The organism is Paenalcaligenes sp. DL 463 (genome assembly GCF_057475185.1).
In genome coordinates this window covers 1,909,680-1,930,799 of record NZ_JBYBKX010000001.1, presented here as the reverse complement: position 1 = coordinate 1,930,799, position 21,120 = coordinate 1,909,680, and the positions used below count along the sequence as shown (strand labels likewise).

Genomic DNA, 21,120 nt, shown 5'->3' with positions numbered 1-21,120 from the left:
ACCCAAATTCCTTCAAATGACGACAACAATTATTGAATCTCTACCAGTAGGCCAAAAAGTAGGTATTGCTTTTTCGGGGGGCCTTGATACCAGTGCAGCCATACTATGGATGCGTAATAAAGGAGCCATTCCTTACGCCTACACGGCGAACTTGGGCCAACCTGACGAGTCCGATTACGACGTCATCCCTCGCCAAGCGCTTAATTATGGTGCACAAGAGGCTCGTCTTATTGATTGTCGACACCAGTTGGTTACCGAAGGGATTGCGGCATTACAAAGCGGTGCTTTTCATGTCTCTACGGCAGGCGTTACCTATTTCAATACGACGCCTATCGGCCGTGCTGTGACAGGAACCATGCTGGTTGCCGCGATGAAGCAAGATGATGTGAATATCTGGGGCGATGGAAGTACCTACAAAGGAAACGACATCGAGCGATTCTATCGCTACGGTTTATTAACTAACCCACAGTTGCGCATTTATAAACCATGGCTAGATCAACTCTTTATTGACGAGCTGGGCGGGCGCTCTGAAATGTCGGAGTACATGCAAGAGCATGGCTTCGATTACAAAATGTCTTCCGAAAAAGCGTATTCAACCGATTCGAATATGCTGGGTGCAACGCACGAGGCTAAAGATTTAGAGTTTTTGAACAGCGGCATTAAGATTGTGAACCCGATTATGGGTGTGGCGTTTTGGCGTGACGATGTCGAAGTCAAAGCCGAAGAGGTTACGGTACGCTTTGAAGAAGGGCAGCCCGTTGCATTAAATGGCAAAGAGTTCGCTAACCCTGTCGAGTTAATGCTTGAAGCCAATCGTATTGGTGGTCGCCATGGCTTAGGCATGAGCGATCAAATTGAAAACCGTATTATTGAAGCAAAAAGCCGTGGTATCTACGAGGCTCCAGGTCTGGCCCTGCTGTATATTGCTTACGAGCGTCTAGTGTCTGGCATTCATAACGAAGACACAATTGAGCAGTACCGAATGAATGGCTTACGCTTAGGCCGTTTGTTATACCAAGGGCGTTGGTTTGATCCCCAAGCCATTATGCTGCGTGAAACAGCGCAACGTTGGGTGGCTCGTGCTATTACGGGTGAGGTCACCATCGAGTTACGTCGTGGTAACGATTACTCGTTATTAAATACCGAGTCACCTAACCTTAGTTACAAACCAGAGCGTTTGACCATGGAGAAAGAGGGTGATGACACCTTCTCTCCACGAGATCGCATTGGGCAGCTTACGATGCGTAATATGGACATTGTTGATACACGCTCCAAGTTGTTCACCTATGCTCAAGCAGGGTTGCTATCTGATGGTGGTGGTGCGGAAATGCCTAAGCTTAAAAGTGAAGAGTAGTTGCGTTAGCTATTAGGCAAAGAGTGCTGCAGGTAACAGGGCACTCTTCATGTTCTATAGCGCCTACCTCACTGTGTTACCCGTAAAAAAGCCTCGTTCTAGAACGAGGCTTTTTTCATCGTGTCGAGTCTTGAGTTGACGGGGTATTGAGCTTTAAGAATTATCTTCCAATTGGCCCAGCAGTAAGAACTCCATCAGTGCTTTTTGTACATGCATACGGTTTTCGGCTTCGTCCCATACCACGCTTTGAGGGCCGTCAATAACGTCACCGCTGACTTCTTCACCGCGGTGGGCAGGTAAGCAGTGCATGAACAATGCATCAGGATGGGCCTGCTGCATCATTTCGCTGTCTACACACCAATCGGCAAAGGCTTTGCGACGCTCTTCATTCTCTTCTTCGAAGCCCATGCTTGTCCAAACGTCAGTGGTGACGAGATCGGCATCTTCGCAGGCCAGCATGGGGTCAGAAAACTCTTGAAAGATACTGCTGTCAGGTTGACCGGTTATTTCTGGGTCAAGGTTGTAGCCTTGGGGGGCAGAAATATGCAGTTTGAAGTTTAAGAGTTCGGCCGCTTGCAACCAGGTGTAGGCCATGTTGTTACCATCGCCCACCCACGCTACGGTTTTACCTTCAATGCTGCCTCGGTGCTCGATATACGTAAAGATATCAGCCAGTATTTGGCAAGGGTGGTATTCATTGGTTAGCCCATTGATCACAGGCACCCGCGAGTGTGAGGCAAAACGTTCGATACGAGTTTGCTCAAAGGTGCGAATCATGACTAAATCAACCATACGCGAGATAACGCGCGCGGTATCTTCTATGGGCTCGGAGCGTCCTAATTGAGAGTCTGTGGCCGTCAGGTTAATCACAGAGCCGCCTAGCTGATACATACCAGCCTCAAAGGACACGCGAGTCCGTGTGCTGGCTTTTTCGAACACCATGGCTAGGGTGCGGTCATGCAGGGTGTGATGAGGCTTATAGCGCTTGAAGTTATCTTTGATTAAGCGAGCCCTACTGAAGACGTAATGAATCTCGTCTTTACTTAAATCACGAAACTGCAAAAAGTGCCGCAATGGGCCTTGTTGGACCGTGCCGTTCATACCAAACCCTAGACAAAAGAAATCATATTACCCTGTCATGCAGCGTTGGGCAAAATTTGCTTGCTGTTTTTTGTTTGTACGCTCTATATTTACTGTCTGGTTCTTGCTGTGTGTAATTGAGTGCAATGGGATACAATACGGCTAGGGGGAGTTTTTTGGCATCGCGAACGATCGGATGCAGTTCGACCTTGGAAACGTATGACGGAACAATTAAAGCTGGTAATACATGGGGTTACACTAGAAGGGCAACGCTTTAGGCCTAGTGATTGGGCTGAGCGTTTGGCAGGGGTGATGTCCCAATTTAGGCCAGCAGGCTCTATGGGTGGGCATTTGACGTATTCACCGTATGTGGTGCCACGTTTAATTGATGGTGTGCGTTGCGTAGTGGTTGATGCACGCCTTCGTGAGCTAGAGCCTTTAGCGTGGAAATTTGTGGTGGGCTTTGCGCAAGATAATCACCTTCAAACTTCTGGGCTTGAGGTGTAGAGACTCGTTATTGTAGACAATAGCAAGACGCAAAAAAGGGTGCATATGCACCCTTTTTCTATGGCCAATTAAAACCAGCTGGCTATTAGGAAGCCATTGCCTTGATGGCAGAAGCTAGGCGGCTTTTATGACGAGCGGCCTTGTTTTTATGAATGATATTTTTATCAGCAACGCGGTCAATAATGCTTGAGGCTTTGCTAAAGACTTCATTAGCAGCGGCTTGGTCGCCAGCGTCAATCGCTTCGCGAACGCGTTTGATAGAAGTACGCAGCATTGAACGAATGCTTGCGTTATGTTTGTTACGTGCAACTGCTTGACGGGCACGTTTACGAGCTTGTGCAGTATTAGCCATATATAGGTAATTAGTCAGTAAGGTTTAATTGGCAAAGACAGCTATTCTAGGTGATTAGCTGGGTTTTGTAAAGTGCCTAAGCCTAAAACCACACAAGAAGAGTGGTACAAAGTAAGCGATAGCGCAGGTGATTAGCAGTCCAGCCAAGTAGGACAGGCGTATAAATGGACGTTCGCCTAAAGCGATCCAGTCGATATAGTGCTGGCTGCCCCAAAGGCAAAGGCCCAATAGCGCTAAGGCGGGTAGCAGCCTTAGCAGAAACAGGCCCCATCCGGGGCGTGGTGCATAAATGTCACGTTTATACAGAAGATAAAGTAGGGCGAGAGCGTTAAAACTGGCACCGATACCGATAGATAGCGCTAAGCCAGCGTGGGCAAAAGTCGGTACGAGAAAAATATTCAGTAGTTGGGTTAGCACTAAAACCACAATTGCAATTCGTACCGGAGTTTTGATGTCCTGTTGGGCATAAAAGGCAGGTGCCAATATTTTGATGGCCAGTAAGCCCAGCAAGCCAACCGAGTAGGCGCCTACCGCTAGGCGAGTTTGTTCCACATCGCTGGCTTCGAAAGCACCATAATGAAACAAACTTGCCACCAGCGCATCGGATATTAATGCCAATGCCATTGCACAGGGAACGCCAAGTAGAATGACGGTGCGCAACCCCCAGTCAAGCAATCCTGCATAGTGCTGCTTTTCACCACTGCTGTACGCCGCAGACAGTTTGGGAAGCAGTACGGTTCCTAAGGCGACACCCAATAAAGCGGTGGGAAACTCCATTAAACGATCAGCAAACGATAGCCATGTCACGCTTCCTGCTTGTAGCCACGTGGCAATATTGGTGTTGATAAGCAGAGAGATTTGCGCAACGGATACGCCTAGAATGGCAGGCAGCATTTGCCGTAGGATACGCTGCACTGTGGGATCAGCCCACGCTTTTTTTGGTGATACGTTATAACGTGGCACGAGTCCTAACGAGGCCAATGCTTTCCATTGCACTGCCAGTTGAAGGATGCCGCCAAGCATAACCCCTACGGCTAGTGCATAAATGGGTGTGTCAAAATACTGAGCCAGCAGCAAACTGCTGGCAATCATACTGAGATTTAACAGTATGGGCGTAAAAGCGGGTACAGCGAAACGACTCCACGTGTTTAACACCCCAGAGGCAAACGCAACCAGAGACATGCACACAATGTAGGGGAACATGAGCCGTGTCATCCATACCGCAGCGTTAAATTCGGCCTGTCGCTCGGCGGCACGTAAGCCGCTGGCCATGGCGCTTACGACCCACGGCGTAGCCAGTACCCCTATCGCTGTCACGATCATAACGGCGATGGTAAGCAGTGTGGCGACGCGGTCCAGTAGTGTGCGTACGTGTTCGTGGTCTTCTTGTTTACGAGCTTGACCTAAGATGGGAACAAAGGCCTGAGAAAATGCACCTTCGGCAAAAAGGCGTCTTAGTAAATTGGGGATACGAAAGGCAACCCAGAACGCATCGGTTAAGGGGCCAGCACCAAAGGTGCGGGCGATTAAGATATCCCGTGCTAATCCCGTAATTCGCGATAGAAGCGTGAAGCTGCTAACGGTTGCTGCAGACTTAAGCAAGCTCATATTAACGTGGGCTCATCCGTATGGCGCCGTCCAGACGGATGGTCTCTCCGTTAAGCATTTCGTTATCAATGATGCTGAGCACCAATTTCGCGTAATCGTCGGGCTGACCTAGACGAGAGGGAAACGGGATGCTTGCCGCTAACGCGTCTTGTACATCTTGAGGGAAACTTGTCATCATCGGCGTTGCAAAGATGCCGGGGGCAATCGTCACGCAGCGTATGCCTAAACCTGCTAGGTCTCGCGCCATGGGTAAGGTCATGCTCACGATACCTCCTTTAGAGGCGGCATAAGCGATTTGGCCAATTTGACCTTCGTAGGCAGCAATGGATGCGGTGTTAATCAGCACGCCGCGCTCTGTGGTAGCCAGCGCTTCGTTCTTACTCATTGCAAAGGCGGCTAGGCGATTCATGTTGAAGGTGCCTAACAAGTTCACTTGAATGGTGTGATGAAAAAGCTCAAAATCATGAGCCGCTTCTTTGCTGATGGTGCGGGCAGCGGGAGCGATGCCCGCACAGTTTATTAAGCCGTAGAACGAGCCTAGCTCACATGCGGCATCGATAACCTTCTGAGCGTCGGAAGGGTTACTGACATCGCAGTGCACATAGTGCTGACCAAGCTCGGTAGCAAGGGCCTGACCTGCCTGATCTTGAATATCGGCAATTAGCACTTGTGCGCCTTGTTGACTAAGAGCTTTGACAGTTCCCGCACCTAGCCCAGAGGCCCCACCAGTGACGACGAAGGTATGGTTTTTGACTTGCATGACTCGTCCTTACAAAAAATCCGGCCTAATGAGCCGGATTGAAAACAGGTCGCTTACGAGCTACGTTTATGAACGTAACGCGTCAAGAACTCGCTGTCTGATTTCATCTACCGAACCCAATCCTGAGATTTTACGGTATTGGGGAGCTTGTGGCTCGCCTGATTTTGCCCAGCTAGAGTAGTACTCAACCAAAGGGCGCGTTTGGTTCTCATAAACCGTTAGACGATGACGTACCGTTTCTTCACTATCGTCGTCGCGTTGAACTAAAGGTTCGCCTGTTACATCGTCGACATCAGCGACTTTAGGTGGATTAAAGCGCACATGATAGGAACGACCGCTGGCGGGGTGTACACGTCGGCCGCTGATACGCTCAATAATGTCCTCGCTGGGCACATCAATTTCGATTACGAAATCCAGCTTAACGTTGGCGTCTTTTAATGCATCAGCTTGTGGAATCGTACGAGGAAAGCCGTCAAACAAGTAACCATTTTTGCAGTCGTCTTGTTGCAGGCGGTCGCGTACTAGTCCGATGATAATATCGTCTGATACCAGACCACCCGCATCCATAATTTCCTTGGCTTCCACGCCTAATGGAGTTTGAGCTTTAACGGCTGCCCGTAACATATCGCCGGTAGAGATCTGTGGAATTGAGAACGCTTCGGTGATGAATGTTGCTTGGGTGCCTTTTCCAGCTCCCGGTGGACCGAGTAGAATCAGTCGCATAAGTTTCTCCTAAAACAATGGTTTAGACGTTATACGTTCATGCTGCTATGCAGCATTGGAGCGCGTAGTTTCCACTCGGAAGCTGCGCACAAAATTTCGTTTATAACCGATTTATAAATATTTCGCGCACCCGAGCGAGATCTTCTGCGGTATCCACGCCGGGGGTTGGGGGACAATCAGCGGTACTAACAGCGATGTTATAACCGTTTTCGAGTGCTCGTAACTGTTCTAAAGACTCTGTGCTCTCCAGTGCTCCGCGGCTAAGCGAGGGGAACTGCTGAAGAAAATTAACACGGTAGGCATATAGCCCTACGTGTTGCAGAGCCGGTAGGTTCGCTGCCAAGCGTTGTTCGCCATCAGCCAGCGCATCTCGAGCCCAAGGAATGGGCGCACGAGAAAAATACAGGGCGTGTTGCGAATGGTCTAGCACGACTTTTACGATATTGGGGTTGAATAACACCTCAGCCTCAATAATGGGCACGCCAATGGTAGCAATGGCCGCTGTTTTGGACTGTTGCAAGGTGTCGGCCACTTGGTCGATCAAAGCAGGCTCGATAAGCGGTTCATCACCCTGTACGTTAACCACAATCTCATCTGACGCTAGATTCAAGGTTTGAACCACTTCGGCTAAGCGATCTGTGCCAGTAGGGTGGTCAGGGCTGGTTAATAGGGCCTCAAAACCTTCGGCTTGCACCGCCTTCTGAATTTCAGGGCTGTCGGTAGCAATGATGATGCGAGTGGTTTTTGATTGACTGGCCTGCTGAGCGGTGCGTACCACCATGGGCTTGCCACCAATGTCGAGTAACGCTTTATTGGGCAATCGAGATGAGGCTAAACGAGCGGGGATGATGGTGATAAAACTCATGCGGGCGTATCGGGTGCTTCTAGGTTTCGTGCTTCAGAACTTAGCATGATGGCAATACCATCACGGATGGGAAAAGCAAGTTGATCGGCTTTACAAATTAACTCAAGATTAGTGCGGTCATGCGCTAACTTGCCTTTGCAAATTGGGCAAACCAAGATCTCAATTAAACGAGGTTCCATATAGAGCTCCGGTTCGAAGAAAATAAAATTAGCTGGCAGTGTAACCCTGAGCGAGTATCGCTTGTAGGTGGCTTAGGTATTTACTGTCGAAGCTTTAGTGGTTGGCCAGTAAGGAAAGCACTGGGTCGGCCCAATCGGTGCTGGAAAACTGGGTTTCTGTTTCGACAACCCACAGTCTAGGGTCATCGAATTTTCTGCATTTTACGGCATCTTTGGCTGTAATGAATATGAAATCGGCCTCAATGTCCGAAAAAGGGGAGCTTTTGTAGTCGTAATGATCGGGGAACGCCTCAGTACAGCTGAGTGTGAACCCGGAGGCCTTTAGCATAATGAAGAATCTCCGTGGTTGGCCGATGGCGGCGCAAGCAGCAACTTTTTTGCCTTTGAACTGGTGCACCGCTTCGTTTAAGGGCAGTGTGTTTCCGGTTTGCAATTGCCTAAACAGGCTTGGCCATAAACGCATTTGTGCCGTAGGCGTTGGCCCGATTGCGGAAGCGTGCTGTTCAAAGGCTTGATCAGCGGTGATCTGGGTAACGATAAGAGTGGCATGCTTGAGCCGATCCGGTGTTTCACGTAGGGGGCCTGCGGGTAACAAGCGGCCATTCGCGATTCCACGCTGGTCTTGCACAATAATTTCAGCGCATCGACCGAGCGCTAAATGCTGTAGCCCGTCATCCGAAATGACCACATCAACCTCAGGGAAGTCGCTGTTCAATGCCTTCAGTGCTTCTGCTCGTTTCGGGTGAACGGCAACCGGCACTTGTTTTTGTTGGTGGATGAGAGCAGGTTCATCGCCCAAAAATGCTGCCTCGTGATGGTGTTTAGTGCTGCGAGCCTCAGGGCCGACTTGTACGCCGTAACCACGACTAATAACGCCAGGGGTATAGCCCGCTGCACGTAATTCATCAATAAGCGCCATGACCACCGGCGTTTTTCCCGCGCCACCTACGATTAAATTTCCCACCACAATAACGGGGGTATGGCTATAAAAAACCTGTGAAACGTCGCTTTCGTACCGTTTTCTTTTGTAGCGAGTATAGCAACCCACCAAGAAGGATAGCGGTGTCAACAGGGTGCTTAGTAGCCCTTTGCGTTGCCATAGACGATGAAGCTGTGAGTCTAGTTTCTGGCGGTTTTTCATGGTGTATGTCGAGTGGCAAAACTCAGTTTTGCGAGGTTGCTATTCTGCGCCGCTTCCAAAACTCGCATGACGCTAGCGTGAGGGGTGGCGACATCAGCGTAAATGATAAGTGGTTGGCTGGGGGCAAGAGTGGAAAAAGCAAGCTGTAAGTCGTCAAGGCTGGTGCCGAGTAGGGCTTGGCCATTTAGGGCGTACTGCCCATCTTGGCTAATGGCGAGAAGGTTGGCGTCCTGTGCTACCGCATTAACGTTGCTTGCCGGTAAGTTAATCGATAGCTCGTTAATGGTCGTGAACGTGGTGGTGGCAGCAAAAAAAATGAGCATCACCAGTAACACGTCAATTAACGGAATGACATTGATGTCAATCATTTCGGAGCGGGACGAAAAGCGTGGTTTGAAATTCATCGAGCAACGGATTCTAAAAAACGATTCAGCCGGCTTGCCTCGAACTCTAGCCTATGCAAGATGTATTCAGCTTTAGAGCTGAAATAGCGATGAGCGATTAGGGCGACAATCGCGATTAGAATGCCAAATCCCGTGTTGTAGAGGGCAATGGATATTCCTCTGGCTAACTGTGAGGGGTCGCTACCCTGAGGCTGATAAGAGCCAAAGAGTTCAATCATGCCAATAACGGTGCCGAATAAGCCCAGTAGCGGAGCGATGACAGCCACTGTTGCTAAGGCTGGAAGGTAGCGTTGTAAGCTAAAGCTAATTTCACGACCAAGTTGTTCGGCAGTTTGTAAGCGGCTGTGTTCGGCCTGGTCGCGCAAGGAAATGAGACTGGTTGCAATACGGCCGAATCCGACGTGCTGTTCCAACTCGTGCAAGCGTTGGGCGTGGGGGTGAATGTGGCTGGCCAACTCGAAGGCTTCATTGAGGCTTTGAGCCCCGATATAGCGAGATTCGCGCAAATTCATTAGGCGCTCAATGATGAGGGCCAGTCCGACAATTGACGTGGCAAGTAAAAGCCAAATAGGCCAACCTGCAGCTTGAAGTAAGGCAACCACGTGCTTCCTTAAAAAAATGCAATGAATTCAGTTTCAGGCATTGGGTTTTGCTAGAGTATTTAGACACTGAGCAACTATACTGGTCAACGCTTAGGTTGGCGATTAGGTATAACTTGCATAATTCTAAGCCATAGCCCTTCTTTGTGGGCTTGGCTTAGTAAAGTAAAAGATAAGGAATAGGTATTAATACCTTATAGGTCATAGCTTTAGCAGCTCTATCCACAAAAGCTGTGGATAATGATGTGCATAAGCTTGCTTGAACATAAGCAGTTTAAGGCTTAGAGGTTCAATGGATAATAAATCGCCAATAAAATATTTTCCATTAAGTTTATAGTAATCAATGGCTTACGCTGTGTTTTTAAAGCGCCGTTAAAAAGAGTCATGTCATCCGATTGAAACATTGGCTTTTAATCAAGCTTAGCAGTGGTGTGGACAGTGTGAGCGTGAGCAACGAAAATTTTATGTTTTTAATAGGTAACGGGCATGCGCTCTGAGCTAGTGATTAGTGTAGGGCAGTTAAATAAACAGGTCAGTCAGGTGCTTGAGGCGCAATTTACTCAGATCTGGGTAAAAGGCGAAATCTCTAACTTTACGCAAGCGGCATCGGGGCATTGGTACTTCACGGTGAAGGACGAAAAGGCGGCTGTTCGCGCGGTGATGTTCCGTGGACGAGCCTCTGCAGTGGGTTTCGTGCCTAAGGTAGGCGAGCAAGTCGAGTTGCGTGCGAATGTCACCCTTTACGAGCCTCGTGGCGATTATCAGTTGCAAGTTGAGCTTATGCGCAAGGCCGGCTTAGGGGATTTGCATGAAACCTTTTTGCGTCTAAAAGCCAAGCTAGAGGCTGAAGGCTTTTTTGATCCACAACGAAAACTGCCCATTCCTACCATGCCAAAAACGGTGGGAGTCGTGACGTCGCTGTCGGCGGCAGCGCTACGTGATGTGCTTACTGCGATGCGTCGCCGTTTGCCGCACGTGGCTGTCGTGGTGTATCCCACCCCCGTACAGGGGATTGCGGCGGCCACCCAATTATGTGAGGCCTTGGGGAGCGCGATCGCTCGTAACGAAGTGGATACCTTATTGTTGGTCCGTGGTGGCGGCAGTATTGAGGATTTATGGTGTTTTAACGATGAGTTGCTGGCGCGATTAATTGCTGCATCGCCCATTCCCATTATTAGTGGAGTAGGCCACGAGACCGATTTCACCATCGCTGATTTTGTTGCCGATCTGCGTGCCCCAACGCCAACGGCAGCGGCCGAGATGGCGGGTCATAGTCATGCTCAATGTATGCAGCACTTGCAGGGGTTAATTCGAGCCTTGGGGCAACGGCAAGTTCGTACCTTAGAGCGAGCAGCGTTGCGCTTGGACAAGACCTTGGCCGCACTGATTTCACCCGAACAACGTTTAACGTATCAGCGCGAACGGTTACGGGCATTAAGCCGGAATGTTGATAGCGTAATGCGACGAGATCAAGAGCGACGGCGCCATCATTTTCAGCAGTTGGAGCAACGTTTGGCTCGAACCTTGCCCACGACGCACACTCAGCAAAGGCAACTGCAGCAGCATTTACAGGCTTTGCAGTCAAGCGTAGGGCGAGAGTTAAAGCGTCAACGTCAGCACCTGTTAATCAGCGAACAGACCCTTCAAGCCCTAAGCCCAATGCGTATTCTGGATCGCGGCTATGCTATTGTTCGAGATGAAACAGGGCAAATTGCGAAAAATGCGTTAGACTTAAATGTTAGCGACCAAATTGCTATTCAGTTAGCGCGTGGAAACTTGCTGGCTGAAATCAAAAGAAAGCATGCCTTGCTTTAACAACGATCGATGCCATGTGGGCATCGGCAACAGATTATCCTAAAGGAATTGAACATGGCTTTTACTCTTCCTGCTCTTCCCTATGAACTCACAGCGCTTGAGCCTCATATCTCTAAAGAAACGCTTGAGTTCCATCATGGCAAACATCATCAAGCCTATGTTACGAATCTCAATAATTTAGTAGCCGGTACTGAGTTAGAGAATGCGTCGCTCGAAGACGTGGTTAAGAAATCGTCAGGTGGTGTATTTAATAATGCCGCTCAAGTGTGGAACCACACTTTCTACTGGAATAGCTTGTCCCCAAATGGTGGCGGTGAGCCAACGGGTGCATTGGCTGCTGCTATCAATGCTAAGTGGGGCAGTTTCGACGCTTTCAAAGACGCGTTCACTAAGTCAGCCATTGGTAACTTTGGTTCAGGCTGGACATGGCTTGTTAAGAAAACTGACGGTACTGTTGATATTGTTAACACCAGCAATGCTGCTACTACATTAACAACCGATGACGTTGCACTGTTGACCTGTGATGTATGGGAACATGCTTACTACATCGACTATCGCAATGCGCGTCCTAAGTACCTAGAGCACTTCTGGAACTTGGCGAATTGGGATTTTGCTGCAAGCAACTTTGCTTAAGTAATGCCTTGGTTCGTTAATAGCGAACCGTATAAAAAACCTCGCTCAACCCTAATGGGATGAGCGAGGTTTTTAGTTTATGAATCGTGTTGTACAGCCAGTTAGCCTATTATGCACGGTACATACTATAATAATAAAGATCAGAGACTTAGCGAATACAATACCCGACGTGCTTGTATTTAAGGCGTGGGCAAGTCTTGAAGTATCGTACCTGCTGAAATGTCATGTCGTTCAAACCAACCCTGATTCATTTCTAGTGCATAAGTAACCGGAAGGTCAGGGCAGTGCGACTCTAGACTATGCGCTTGCATATCCCGGATATTAATCACTTTGCCTTGCTCGTCGATGAAGGCGATGCTTAATGGTATCAGTGTGTTCTTCATCCAAAAGCAGTGTCTGGCTGTGTGTTCAAACACAAATAGCATACCTTCATTAGCCGCCAGATGGTCGCGATGCATCAGGCCTATCGAGCGCTCAGAGGGTGTACGAGCAATTTCAACAGCGATGGGTTGCTTATTCACCGTAATGGTTGTGATGGCTGTTTTTGATACTGGCGTTGCTTGGGCTAGCGTGTGTGGGCTTATCCACGACAAGGCTGCCAAGAGCAGTGCCGTAAAAACAGAAGCAGGGCGAATTCGCCCTGACTGAGTTTGTTGCATAGTTTGTGTCAAGCTACGTATGCTCTTATGATTGAGAGGAGTTACCCTGCTGTAATGTTAAGTGCTTGTTGCCCTTTAGGGCCTTGAGCGATTTCAAACAACACCTTTTGGCCTTCTTTTAGGGTTTTAAAACCGTTCATTTGAATGGACGAAAAGTGCGCAAAGAGATCTTCGCCGCCGTTATCAGGCGTGATAAAACCGAAACCTTTGGCGTCATTGAACCACTTAACGGTACCTGATAACTTTTGTTCGTCCCCAGTGCTGCTGGTGGTGGCCGTATTTAAATCAGACATTCGAACTGCCTCTCATCGAAAATAAGTTACGTGATCTATGGTAGTAATGAAACTCCCATAAGCCCAAATTAAGTTTGTAAATAACAAAGACTTGATTTGATTAATCTGATAATGATGAAATTTGCCTAAATCATCAACTATGGAAATTACCTAGTTCTCCATGACTATACAGTTAGCCAATCAAAAAGAAGCGGTGGTTGAACGCGAAACAACGCAGTTAGCACCGCCCCCGATGTACCAAGTCGTATTACTTAACGACGATTACACGCCAATGGAGTTTGTCGTCGCTGTACTACGACGAGTGTTCAGCAAGTCTGAGGATGAGGCTGAGCGTATTATGCTAAAAGTGCATCATGAGGGGCGTGGAGTCTGTGGCATTTATCCGCGAGATATCGCAGCCACCCGAGTTGAAATAGTTCGTCAGCTTGCGGTTGCACGTGAACATCCGCTTCAATGTATTATGGAACCAGCCCCTGAATAGTAGAGTTTGTCCTTAATTTGACGCAGGGTTGTTACTTTAACGTCAATTAGTCATAGAATAGGACTACCTAGTCGTATTAATTCTCGCCGTGTAGGAGGAAGCGTGATCTCCGAAGAACTTGAAGTCAGTCTGCACATGGCCTTCGTTGAAGCCCGTGCTGCGCGCCATGAATTTATCACGGTTGAGCACCTGTTGCTGTCGTTGCTAGAAAATGTGGCAGCCCTTGAGGTGCTACGCGCATGCGCTGCCGATACCGACGCCCTTCGAAAAAACCTTCGCAAATTCATCAGCGAAAACACACCTATTTTTCCAGGTGAAGGCGAGGTAGACACTCAGCCCACACTGGGTTTTCAACGTGTCATCCAGCGTGCCATTATGCATGTGTCCTCCAGTAATAGTGCTAAAACGGAAGTGACCGGCGCAAATGTTCTGGTGGCCATGTATGGCGAAAAAGATTCCCATGCTGTGTACTATTTACAGCAGCAGGGCATTAGTCGCCTTGATGTGGTTAATTACTTATCACATGGCATTGCTAAAGCCCAAAATGACCCTGCTCCAACGCCACCCACAGCGCAGGCATCATCGTCACGTGGTAATCCGGCCTCTGAGACAGCGTCAAGCCGTGCTACCGACCAACAAAAGTCGCCTTTGGATCTTTACACGACCAACCTCAACGATGAGGCAGGGCGTGGGCGCATTGATCCGCTAATTGGTCGCGAGAAAGAGGTCGAGCGTGTTATTCAAATTTTATGCCGCCGTCGGAAAAACAACCCCTTGCTGGTTGGCGAAGCCGGTGTAGGTAAAACCGCCATCGCCGAAGGGCTGGCGCTTCGCATTATATCGGGAGACGTACCTGATATCTTATCCAATGCGGTGGTTTATTCGCTTGATATGGGAGCACTATTAGCGGGCACAAAGTACAGAGGTGATTTTGAGCAACGCTTAAAAGCGGTGCTGAAAGACCTTAACGACGATGAAAATGCCATCTTGTTTATTGATGAAATTCATACGTTAATTGGTGCGGGCTCAGCCTCAGGCGGTACGTTGGATGCGTCCAATTTATTAAAGCCAGCGCTGTCCTCGGGTCAGTTGAAGTGCATGGGTGCCACCACTTACAGTGAATATCGTGGAATTTTCGAGAAAGATCACGCTCTCTCTCGTCGCTTCCAGAAGGTGGATGTGGTTGAGCCCACCGTGGCCGAGACCGTACAAATTCTACGTGGTCTAAAAAGCCATTTCGAAGAGCATCATGGTGTACGTTACACCGCCTCCGCTATTTCAGCGGCTGCCGAATTGGCGGCGCGTCATATTAATGATCGTTTTCTGCCCGATAAGGCCATTGACGTGATCGACGAGGCAGGGGCCGCTCAACGCCTGCTCCCACGCTCTCGACAAAAGAAAACCATTGGTAAGCAAGACATACAGGCGACGATCGCGCAAATCGCGCGCATTCCGCCGCAAAATGTATCGTCGGATGATCGAAACAAACTCGCCACTCTTGGTCGCGATTTGAGTACGGTCGTCTTCGGCCAAGATGAGGCCATTGCGGCGTTGGCTGGGGCGATCAAAATGTCGCGTTCTGGTCTGGGGCGCCCTGATAAACCCATTGGGTCTTTTCTGTTCTCAGGCCCCACTGGCGTAGGAAAAACCGAGGTTGCCCGACAGTTAGCGTTTGTGATGGGCATCGAGCTCTTGCGTTTCGATATGTCCGAGTACATGGAGCGGCATACCGTATCACGACTCATCGGTGCACCACCGGGGTACGTCGGGTTTGATCAGGGTGGGTTGCTAACCGAGGCGGTGACGAAGCAACCGCATTGTGTGTTGTTACTCGACGAGATTGAAAAAGCGCATCCTGATGTCTATAACATTTTGCTTCAAGTGATGGACCACGGCACCTTAACGGATAATAACGGGCGTAAGGCTGACTTCCGTAATGTCATTTTGATCATGACCACGAATGCGGGGGCTGAAGCCTTAAGCAAGAACAGTATTGGTTTTGCGAGTCCTAAATCCGCAGGCGATGAAATGGCGGATCTGAAGCGTATGTTTAGCCCCGAGTTCCGTAATCGCTTAGATGCCATCATCGGCTTTAAACCCTTGTCTCGCGACGTTATTTTGCTTGTGGTTGATAAGTTCTTGCTTCAACTTGAACATCAGCTTAACGAGCGTCGTGTTGAGGTCAGTTTCACGGATTCGTTGCGTGAGCATTTGGCCAAAGAGGGCTTTGATCCTGTGATGGGCGCGCGCCCAATGCACAGGCTAATCCAAGACACAATTCGTCGTGCACTGGCCGATGAATTGTTGTTTGGTCGCCTTAGCAACGGAGGACAAGTCGAGGTCGATGTAGACGACCAAGGCAAGGTGATCTTGATCTTTGCAAATGGGGGCGATGACGACTCGACCAATAACACTGGGCACCCGTCTCCGTCGCATCCCGAAGCGGAGCTTATTGATTAACCGATGGGTCAACCGCTGTTAGTAGCCTGCCCGCATTGTGATGCCTTGCATACCGAGGTGTCTGTGCGAGCAGGTGAATCGGCAGTCTGTACTCACTGTGCTTTCGTTTTATTTAAGGGCTCTAAGTTCAAGGTTAGCGATTGGCTAGCATTGGTCTTCGGAGCCCTTGTTTTATTTGCGATTGCTAACCTGACGCCTTTAGTGCATTTAACGCTTCAAGGTAAGACGATCAGTCCCAACTTACCATCTGCCTTATGGTTAACTTGGCAGCAAGGCCATTACTCGCTCTCTATCATGGCCGGATTAATGGGTGTGTGGTTCCCCTTGTTTTTGTTATTGCTTCGGTTCCGAGCATTACAGCTAATTCAAAAACGACGCGCGACAACCGAGTTCGCCTTTAGTATGCGCGCAATGGCACTGTTAGAGCATTGGTCGATGGTGCCCGTTGTGTTTTTAAGTGTTCTTGTGGCCTTGGTAAAGTTTGCTGGGCTTGCTCGTATCGAGTTGGGCTTCGGTATTTGGGCCTATGCTGTATTAATGCTGGTGTACACCGCGACGGTGAAACTGGATTCCCGTCGTTTATGGAAAATGGCTGCTGATGCGCAGATTGTTATCGACAAGGCGGATAAGCTCGATCCAGCGTATTATGTGGCCTGTTCAGAATGCGGTCTCGCTCAAAGCCCTGACACCGACGATGAGGTATGCCAACGCTGTGCTGGTCAGCTTCATAAGCGTAAGCCGAATATGCGTACAAAGACGATGGCGCTGCTGGTGGCTGCGATGGCGCTTTATGTGCCTGCCAATGTCCTGCCAATCATGCAGATACGCAGTCCTTTTGGGGTATCGGATCACACCATCTTAGGGGGTGTGGTTACATTGTGGCAAAGTGGCTCTCCTGATTTGGCCATTATTGTCTTTGCAGCTAGCGTTGCCGTGCCCATTACTAAACTTTTTGTTTTGGCGTTATTGTTGGTCGATAATACGTGGCGCGGAAGGGTGGCTCAACGTAAGCGAACTCGGATGTACGAGGTGATCGAATTCATCGGTCAGTGGTCCATGTTGGACGTATTCGTTGTGGTGTTGATGGGGGCCATGGCTAATTTTCCGGGCGTTTCACAAGTTATCGCAGGGCCTGCTGCTGTAAGTTTTGGCTTGGTCGTAGTATTAACGATGCTTGCCACCTTAAGCTTCGATCCACGGGTAGGATGGGACCAGCGTGTTCAAACCTATCAGACACCTATTGAACCTCTACCGTTTTTCAATCGTTTGGGTAAATAATGAGCGAACAAGAACACGACTCTTCAGCGACTGCACGTCCAGTCCGTCAGCCCATGCGGGTGACGCGGAACTCTCGCTTCTCATGGATTTGGTTGGTGCCTATTATTGCGCTAATCGCTGGAGCGTCTTTATTATTCAAAGATTGGTTTTACGTTGGCCCAACGGTTACCGTTAGTTTTGCATCGGCAGAGGGCTTAGAGGTAGGGCAAACGAAATTACGTTACCGCGATGTCGTGATCGGTGATGTAACCCAGATTACCGTAGCGCCTGACCGTAAGCATGTGCAGGTACACATACAGTTAAAAAAGGAAGGCGCTGAATACATTACGCAAGAACAGTCCAAGTTTTGGGTAGTACGCCCACGATTGGGTCTAAGCGGCGTGTCGGGTTTGGGTACCTTATTATCAGGGGCGTATATTAGTGTTGATGCGCCTACCGAGGTTGATGAGCAAGCTGAAGCCGTTACCGATTTTGAAGGCTTAGAGCAGCCGCCAGAAATTAACAGTGCGCGTCCCGGTACGCGTCTGACCTTAACCGCACCCGATTTGGGGTCTCTTGAGATCGGCTCTCCTGTTTATTTTAAACGTACAAAGGTAGGTCAAGTAATAGGTCACGGTCTGGAAGACGATGGCCATGGTGTAAAAATACAAGTATTTATTGACGCCCCGAACGATCGATTTGTCGATACCGACTCTCGCTTCTGGAATGTAAGCGGCATTAATATGTCCATGGACGCTACGGGATTCAAGGTTAAAACCACGTCGGTGGTTTCTGCGTTGGCGGGTGGCGTGGCATTTAGCCGAGGTTCTGATGTTCAATCAGCTCCTTCTGATGCGGCGAACGAGTTCGAGTTGTTTCCTTCCGAAAGCTTGGCTTTAGCCGAGCCAGATGGTGATCCTCTTGAAATCGAGTTCCACCTCTATCAAAGTGTTAGAGGATTGTCCGTCGGGGCTCCGGTCGATTTCCAAGGCCTTGAGTTAGGTAACGTGACCGAGATTAAGCTTCATATTGATCATGAACAGCAACGCTTTTATACAGTCGTTCGTGCCGACGTGTTCCCGCTACGCTTAGGGGCGGTGTATGACTATGTCAAAGAGCGTTCAGCGGCAGATAAAGAGCCAATGGGGGTACTGCTTAAAGGCATGGTTGATAACGGGCTGCGCGCTCAAATGCGGGCAGCAAGTCTACTGACGGGGCAGCAGTTCATTGCTTTGGATTTCTTCCCCAACGCGAGGCCCGCAGAGTTTGATCCACAGCAAACGCCTGTGCAGTTACCTGTTATCAGAGGGGACTTCGATCGCTTACAGCAGCAGTTCACCAATATTGTGAACAAAATCGAATCGATGCCGCTAGAAGAAACCGCCGAGTCGCTTAATAAGGGCCTAACGAGCTTGGCTCAGTTAATTCAAGAGCTTCAGAGTACCGTAGTGCCGGGAGTGGGCAGTGCCTTGGAGTCCGCAGAAAGCGCATTAGGGCGTATTGAGGAGATCTTGTCCGATGGCTCACCGATGGCCTCAAGCTTAGAGCAAACCTTACATGAAATGAATCGAGCGTTACGTTCGTTAAACGATCTGGCGTCTGACCTTCAAAGTCAGCCTTCGTCGTTGCTACGTGGACGCCCAGCCGATAAATTACCGGAGTCTCGTCGATGAGAAAAGCCTATGTAGGCGTAGCATTGGCTCTGGCATTAAGTGCCTGCGCTTCAACATCGCTCACTCGCCATTTTAGTCTGCAGTCTGAAGCGGCACTAGAGCCTTTAGGGCCGACCTCAACAAAAGCTGTATTGGTGCAGGCCATCAACGTGCCTACTCAGTTTGACAGGCGCAACATTATACTGACGCAATCGGACGGTCAAGAAGTTCAGGTTCTAAATGATTACCAATGGGCTTCACCGTTAGCTGATGAGTTACATCAAGCCTTAAGCGCAGGGCTTAGCCAGCGGCTTGGGGTGCCCAGCGCCGAAATAAGCCGCTCTGAAGATGGGCTTCCGTATTGGCGTATTGATGTGGAAGTGCAGCGTTTCGATTCGGTTTTCGAGCAGTATGTACGTCAAGATCTATCTTGGCGTTTAAGTCCCAATAACTTCGATGCGAAAACGGCGCTTTGCCGCATCAGTTTACGTGCTGATGCGGGGGTGGGGGTTGTGGGCTTGGTTAAAGCACATCAACAACTTCAAGCTGAGTTTGTTGATGTGCTAAGTCAGCAAATGCAGGGCGATGCCGCCGTAGCGTCAGAAACAGTCGAGACGCTATCGTGTGTTAGCTGAGACTTATCGGGTGCCGGTGCTACCAAAGCCACCGGCACCGCGTTGGCTTTGATCGAACTCGTCGACGACGGAAAAGTTAACTTGTGCAACGGGTACGATCACCATTTGTGCGATACGTTCTAGCGGCTCAACCGTAAAGGGTTCGGTGCCTCGGTTCCACATGGATACCATTAATGGGCCTTGGTAGTCTGAATCAATTAAACCCACTAGATTACCCAAGACGATACCGTGCTTATGGCCTAAACCCGAACGGGGTAATATCATCGCGGCGTAGCCACTATCGCCTAAGTGCATCGCTAACCCCGTTGGAATAAGTGTGGTTTCACCAGGGGCTAAGTTAAGGGGGCGATCAATGCAAGCCCGGAGGTCTAAACCGGCTGAGCCCGATGTAGCATAAGTCGGTAAATCAGCGCGCATGCGCTCGTCGAGTATTTTTAGTTCTACAGTTTGCATAAATAAACGTAATCAGTCGTTAAAGCTGCTGAGCAATGTGTTGGATTAAATCACGCGCAGCCGCCAGTTTGTGTTTAGCAGGCCAAGCATTATGGCCCTTGTCATCGAAGAGAATCAGTTCGGTGTCGTCCGCATTCATGGCGCGTTGCGCCAAATTTCCCACCAATAACGGTACGCCTTTACGTAAGCGCTTTTGCTCGGCGTGGGTGATTAGCGATTCGGTTTCGGCCGCAAAGCCGACACAGTAAGGGGGGGATGGCAGTGCTGCAACGTCAGCAAGAATGTCAGCATTAGGTGCAAACTCAAGTGCAGGAGCATCTTGTTGAGCGTTTTTCTTCAATTTTTGATCACTGGCATTAACGACATGCCAATCGGCAACGGCGGCAACGGCAATAAAAATGTCAGAATTATTGGCATTAGCCATCACGGCACTGTGCATTTGAGCTGCGCTATCGATGCTAATGCGGCTTACCCCATAGGGTGTCTCTAGGGCAACAGGGCCAGACACTAAGGTAACAAGTGCGCCCGCTTCGTGAGCCGCCCGAGCAATGGCGTAACCCATTTTCCCTGACGAGCGATTAGTGATGACACGGACGGGGTCAATGGTCTCTACGGTAGGGCCTGCTGTAATAAGCACTCGTTTACCGGCAAGCGATTTGGGCTGGAAATAAGCAATGAGCTCGCTAAGTAATTGGTGGGGCTCTAACATGCGGCCATCACCGGTTTCGCCGCATGCTTGGTCTCCGCTGCCTGGACCAAACACCGTGGTACCGTCTTGCTTAAGCAGCTCGATATTACGTTGCGTGGCAGGGTGAGCCCACATTTCTCGGTTCATTGCAGGAGCAATTAACAGCGGGCAGTTTCCTTTAGCAACGCATAAGGTGCTAAGTAAGTCGTCAGCGAAGCCATGAGCAAGCTTTGCTATGAAATCAGTGCTGGCTGGGGCAATTAAAATGGCATCAGCATTGCGGCTGAGTTGAATGTGAGCCATGTTATCGTTTGGGCGCGCATCCCATAAGTTACTGTAAACGGGGCGCCCCGACAGGGCTTGCATGGTCACTGGTGTAATGAATTGCTCGGCAGCCGAAGTCATCACCACATCAATGGTTGCGCCGTGCTCTTTGGCTCGACGAACGAGTTCGGCTATTTTATAGCAGGCGATGCCACCCGTAAGGCCAAAAATTAGGTGTTTATTCTTAAGATCGAGCAT

Annotated in this window: 23 protein-coding genes; 9 read left to right on the top strand and 14 right to left on the bottom strand. The window is 49.5% G+C overall.

What is annotated here, in order from left to right:
* Positions 1-16: 16 nt before the first annotated feature.
* Positions 17-1,354, top strand: coding sequence for an argininosuccinate synthase (gene argG / locus AC2UZI_RS09255; protein WP_486943517.1), 1,338 nt, complete (start codon positions 17-19; stop codon positions 1,352-1,354).
* A 153-nt stretch (positions 1,355-1,507) separates the two neighbouring features.
* Here the strand turns inward: argG and argF are convergent, their stop codons facing one another.
* Positions 1,508-2,455, bottom strand: coding sequence for an ornithine carbamoyltransferase (argF, locus tag AC2UZI_RS09250; RefSeq protein WP_486943516.1), 948 nt, complete (start codon positions 2,453-2,455; stop codon positions 1,508-1,510).
* Positions 2,456-2,653: 198 nt separating this feature from the next.
* Here argF and AC2UZI_RS09245 point away from each other — a divergent pair, with 198 nt between their 5' ends.
* Positions 2,654-2,941, top strand: a complete 288-nt coding sequence (locus AC2UZI_RS09245) for a DUF3579 domain-containing protein (RefSeq protein WP_486943515.1) — start codon at positions 2,654-2,656, stop codon at positions 2,939-2,941.
* An 85-nt stretch (positions 2,942-3,026) separates the two neighbouring features.
* Here AC2UZI_RS09245 and rpsT read toward each other — a convergent pair whose 3' ends face one another.
* From rpsT to AC2UZI_RS09200, 9 genes are all read right to left on the bottom strand, one after another.
* Positions 3,027-3,293, bottom strand: coding sequence for a 30S ribosomal protein S20 (rpsT, locus tag AC2UZI_RS09240; protein ID WP_486943514.1), 267 nt, complete (start codon positions 3,291-3,293; stop codon positions 3,027-3,029).
* A gap of 54 nt (positions 3,294-3,347) precedes the next feature.
* Entirely contained in the window at positions 3,348-4,901 is a 1,554-nt protein-coding gene (gene murJ / locus AC2UZI_RS09235; RefSeq protein WP_486943513.1) for a murein biosynthesis integral membrane protein MurJ, read from the bottom strand.
* 1 nt (position 4,902) lies between these two features.
* Positions 4,903-5,661, bottom strand: coding sequence for a 3-hydroxyacyl-CoA dehydrogenase (locus AC2UZI_RS09230; RefSeq protein WP_486943512.1), 759 nt, complete (start codon positions 5,659-5,661; stop codon positions 4,903-4,905).
* Between the two features lie 66 nt (positions 5,662-5,727).
* On the bottom strand, positions 5,728-6,384 hold the full coding sequence (gene adk / locus AC2UZI_RS09225) for an adenylate kinase (protein WP_486943511.1): 657 nt from the start codon (positions 6,382-6,384) through the stop codon (positions 5,728-5,730).
* A 100-nt stretch (positions 6,385-6,484) separates the two neighbouring features.
* Positions 6,485-7,249, bottom strand: coding sequence for a 3-deoxy-manno-octulosonate cytidylyltransferase (kdsB, locus tag AC2UZI_RS09220; RefSeq protein ID WP_486943510.1), 765 nt, complete (start codon positions 7,247-7,249; stop codon positions 6,485-6,487).
* The gene (locus AC2UZI_RS09215; protein WP_486943509.1) at positions 7,246-7,428 is read right to left on the bottom strand and encodes a Trm112 family protein; all 183 of its coding nucleotides are present in this window, start codon (positions 7,426-7,428) and stop codon (positions 7,246-7,248) included. Before AC2UZI_RS09215 ends, kdsB begins: the two co-directional genes overlap by 4 nt.
* Before the next feature lie 94 nt (positions 7,429-7,522).
* The gene (gene lpxK / locus AC2UZI_RS09210; RefSeq protein WP_486943508.1) at positions 7,523-8,569 is read right to left on the bottom strand and encodes a tetraacyldisaccharide 4'-kinase; all 1,047 of its coding nucleotides are present in this window, start codon (positions 8,567-8,569) and stop codon (positions 7,523-7,525) included.
* Entirely contained in the window at positions 8,566-8,937 is a 372-nt protein-coding gene (locus tag AC2UZI_RS09205; RefSeq protein ID WP_486943507.1) for an ExbD/TolR family protein, read from the bottom strand. Before AC2UZI_RS09205 ends, lpxK begins: the two co-directional genes overlap by 4 nt.
* 32 nt (positions 8,938-8,969) lie before the next feature.
* Entirely contained in the window at positions 8,970-9,575 is a 606-nt protein-coding gene (locus tag AC2UZI_RS09200) for a MotA/TolQ/ExbB proton channel family protein (RefSeq protein WP_486943506.1), read from the bottom strand.
* Positions 9,576-10,058: 483 nt separating this feature from the next.
* Between AC2UZI_RS09200 and xseA the strand changes: the two genes are divergently transcribed.
* Together xseA and sodB are read left to right on the top strand one after the other, a co-directional pair.
* Entirely contained in the window at positions 10,059-11,387 is a 1,329-nt protein-coding gene (gene xseA, locus AC2UZI_RS09195; protein ID WP_486943505.1) for an exodeoxyribonuclease VII large subunit, read from the top strand.
* Positions 11,388-11,441: 54 nt separating this feature from the next.
* Positions 11,442-12,020 carry a superoxide dismutase [Fe] gene (sodB, locus tag AC2UZI_RS09190; RefSeq protein ID WP_486943504.1) on the top strand — a complete coding sequence of 193 codons (579 nt, stop codon included), beginning with the start codon at positions 11,442-11,444 and terminating at the stop codon, positions 12,018-12,020.
* Positions 12,021-12,199: 179 nt separating this feature from the next.
* Here the strand turns inward: sodB and AC2UZI_RS09185 are convergent, their stop codons facing one another.
* Complete coding sequence (locus AC2UZI_RS09185; RefSeq protein WP_486943503.1) at positions 12,200-12,691, bottom strand: DUF192 domain-containing protein; 492 nt, start codon at positions 12,689-12,691, stop codon at positions 12,200-12,202.
* Positions 12,692-12,720: 29 nt separating this feature from the next.
* Complete coding sequence (locus AC2UZI_RS09180; RefSeq protein ID WP_486943502.1) at positions 12,721-12,972, bottom strand: cold-shock protein; 252 nt, start codon at positions 12,970-12,972, stop codon at positions 12,721-12,723.
* Positions 12,973-13,132: 160 nt separating this feature from the next.
* Here AC2UZI_RS09180 and clpS point away from each other — a divergent pair, with 160 nt between their 5' ends.
* From clpS to AC2UZI_RS09155, 5 genes are all read left to right on the top strand, one after another.
* Complete coding sequence (gene clpS, locus AC2UZI_RS09175) at positions 13,133-13,453, top strand: ATP-dependent Clp protease adapter ClpS (RefSeq protein WP_486943501.1); 321 nt, start codon at positions 13,133-13,135, stop codon at positions 13,451-13,453.
* 102 nt (positions 13,454-13,555) lie between these two features.
* Positions 13,556-15,913 carry an ATP-dependent Clp protease ATP-binding subunit ClpA gene (clpA, locus tag AC2UZI_RS09170; protein ID WP_486943500.1) on the top strand — a complete coding sequence of 786 codons (2,358 nt, stop codon included), beginning with the start codon at positions 13,556-13,558 and terminating at the stop codon, positions 15,911-15,913.
* A gap of 3 nt (positions 15,914-15,916) precedes the next feature.
* Complete coding sequence (locus AC2UZI_RS09165; protein ID WP_486943499.1) at positions 15,917-17,191, top strand: paraquat-inducible protein A; 1,275 nt, start codon at positions 15,917-15,919, stop codon at positions 17,189-17,191.
* Positions 17,191-18,843 (top strand): PqiB family protein, encoded by a 1,653-nt coding sequence (locus tag AC2UZI_RS09160; RefSeq protein ID WP_486943498.1) that lies wholly within the window; start codon positions 17,191-17,193, stop codon positions 18,841-18,843. The genes AC2UZI_RS09165 and AC2UZI_RS09160 overlap by 1 nt, the downstream gene beginning before the upstream one ends.
* Positions 18,840-19,457, top strand: coding sequence for a PqiC family protein (locus tag AC2UZI_RS09155; protein ID WP_486943497.1), 618 nt, complete (start codon positions 18,840-18,842; stop codon positions 19,455-19,457). The genes AC2UZI_RS09160 and AC2UZI_RS09155 overlap by 4 nt, the downstream gene beginning before the upstream one ends.
* 3 nt (positions 19,458-19,460) lie before the next feature.
* Here the strand turns inward: AC2UZI_RS09155 and dut are convergent, their stop codons facing one another.
* Entirely contained in the window at positions 19,461-19,910 is a 450-nt protein-coding gene (gene dut, locus AC2UZI_RS09150; protein WP_486943496.1) for a dUTP diphosphatase, read from the bottom strand.
* 19 nt (positions 19,911-19,929) lie between these two features.
* Positions 19,930-21,120, bottom strand: a complete 1,191-nt coding sequence (gene coaBC / locus AC2UZI_RS09145) for a bifunctional phosphopantothenoylcysteine decarboxylase/phosphopantothenate--cysteine ligase CoaBC (RefSeq protein WP_486943495.1) — start codon at positions 21,118-21,120, stop codon at positions 19,930-19,932.

Excerpts from the sequence above, each read along its gene's own strand:
- argF (WP_486943516.1), bottom strand. The coding sequence starts at position 2,455 with ATGAACGGCACGGTCCAACAAGGCCCATTGCGGCACTTTTTGCAGTTT.
- coaBC (WP_486943495.1), bottom strand. The coding sequence starts at position 21,120 with ATGCTCGATCTTAAGAATAAACACCTAATTTTTGGCCTTACGGGTGGC.
- AC2UZI_RS09155 (WP_486943497.1), top strand. The coding sequence starts at position 18,840 with ATGAGAAAAGCCTATGTAGGCGTAGCATTGGCTCTGGCATTAAGTGCC.
- clpS (WP_486943501.1), top strand. The coding sequence starts at position 13,133 with ATGACTATACAGTTAGCCAATCAAAAAGAAGCGGTGGTTGAACGCGAA.
- sodB (WP_486943504.1), top strand. The coding sequence starts at position 11,442 with ATGGCTTTTACTCTTCCTGCTCTTCCCTATGAACTCACAGCGCTTGAG.
- adk (WP_486943511.1), bottom strand. The coding sequence starts at position 6,384 with ATGCGACTGATTCTACTCGGTCCACCGGGAGCTGGAAAAGGCACCCAA.
- AC2UZI_RS09215 (WP_486943509.1), bottom strand. The coding sequence starts at position 7,428 with ATGGAACCTCGTTTAATTGAGATCTTGGTTTGCCCAATTTGCAAAGGC.
- rpsT (WP_486943514.1), bottom strand. The coding sequence starts at position 3,293 with ATGGCTAATACTGCACAAGCTCGTAAACGTGCCCGTCAAGCAGTTGCA.
- xseA (WP_486943505.1), top strand. The coding sequence starts at position 10,059 with ATGCGCTCTGAGCTAGTGATTAGTGTAGGGCAGTTAAATAAACAGGTC.
- AC2UZI_RS09230 (WP_486943512.1), bottom strand. The coding sequence starts at position 5,661 with ATGCAAGTCAAAAACCATACCTTCGTCGTCACTGGTGGGGCCTCTGGG.
- AC2UZI_RS09205 (WP_486943507.1), bottom strand. The coding sequence starts at position 8,937 with ATGATTGACATCAATGTCATTCCGTTAATTGACGTGTTACTGGTGATG.
- AC2UZI_RS09245 (WP_486943515.1), top strand. The coding sequence starts at position 2,654 with ATGACGGAACAATTAAAGCTGGTAATACATGGGGTTACACTAGAAGGG.
- lpxK (WP_486943508.1), bottom strand. The coding sequence starts at position 8,569 with ATGAAAAACCGCCAGAAACTAGACTCACAGCTTCATCGTCTATGGCAA.
- AC2UZI_RS09180 (WP_486943502.1), bottom strand. The coding sequence starts at position 12,972 with ATGTCTGATTTAAATACGGCCACCACCAGCAGCACTGGGGACGAACAA.
- dut (WP_486943496.1), bottom strand. The coding sequence starts at position 19,910 with ATGCAAACTGTAGAACTAAAAATACTCGACGAGCGCATGCGCGCTGAT.
- argG (WP_486943517.1), top strand. The coding sequence starts at position 17 with ATGACGACAACAATTATTGAATCTCTACCAGTAGGCCAAAAAGTAGGT.
- kdsB (WP_486943510.1), bottom strand. The coding sequence starts at position 7,249 with ATGAGTTTTATCACCATCATCCCCGCTCGTTTAGCCTCATCTCGATTG.
- AC2UZI_RS09160 (WP_486943498.1), top strand. The coding sequence starts at position 17,191 with ATGAGCGAACAAGAACACGACTCTTCAGCGACTGCACGTCCAGTCCGT.
- AC2UZI_RS09165 (WP_486943499.1), top strand. The coding sequence starts at position 15,917 with ATGGGTCAACCGCTGTTAGTAGCCTGCCCGCATTGTGATGCCTTGCAT.
- murJ (WP_486943513.1), bottom strand. The coding sequence starts at position 4,901 with ATGAGCTTGCTTAAGTCTGCAGCAACCGTTAGCAGCTTCACGCTTCTA.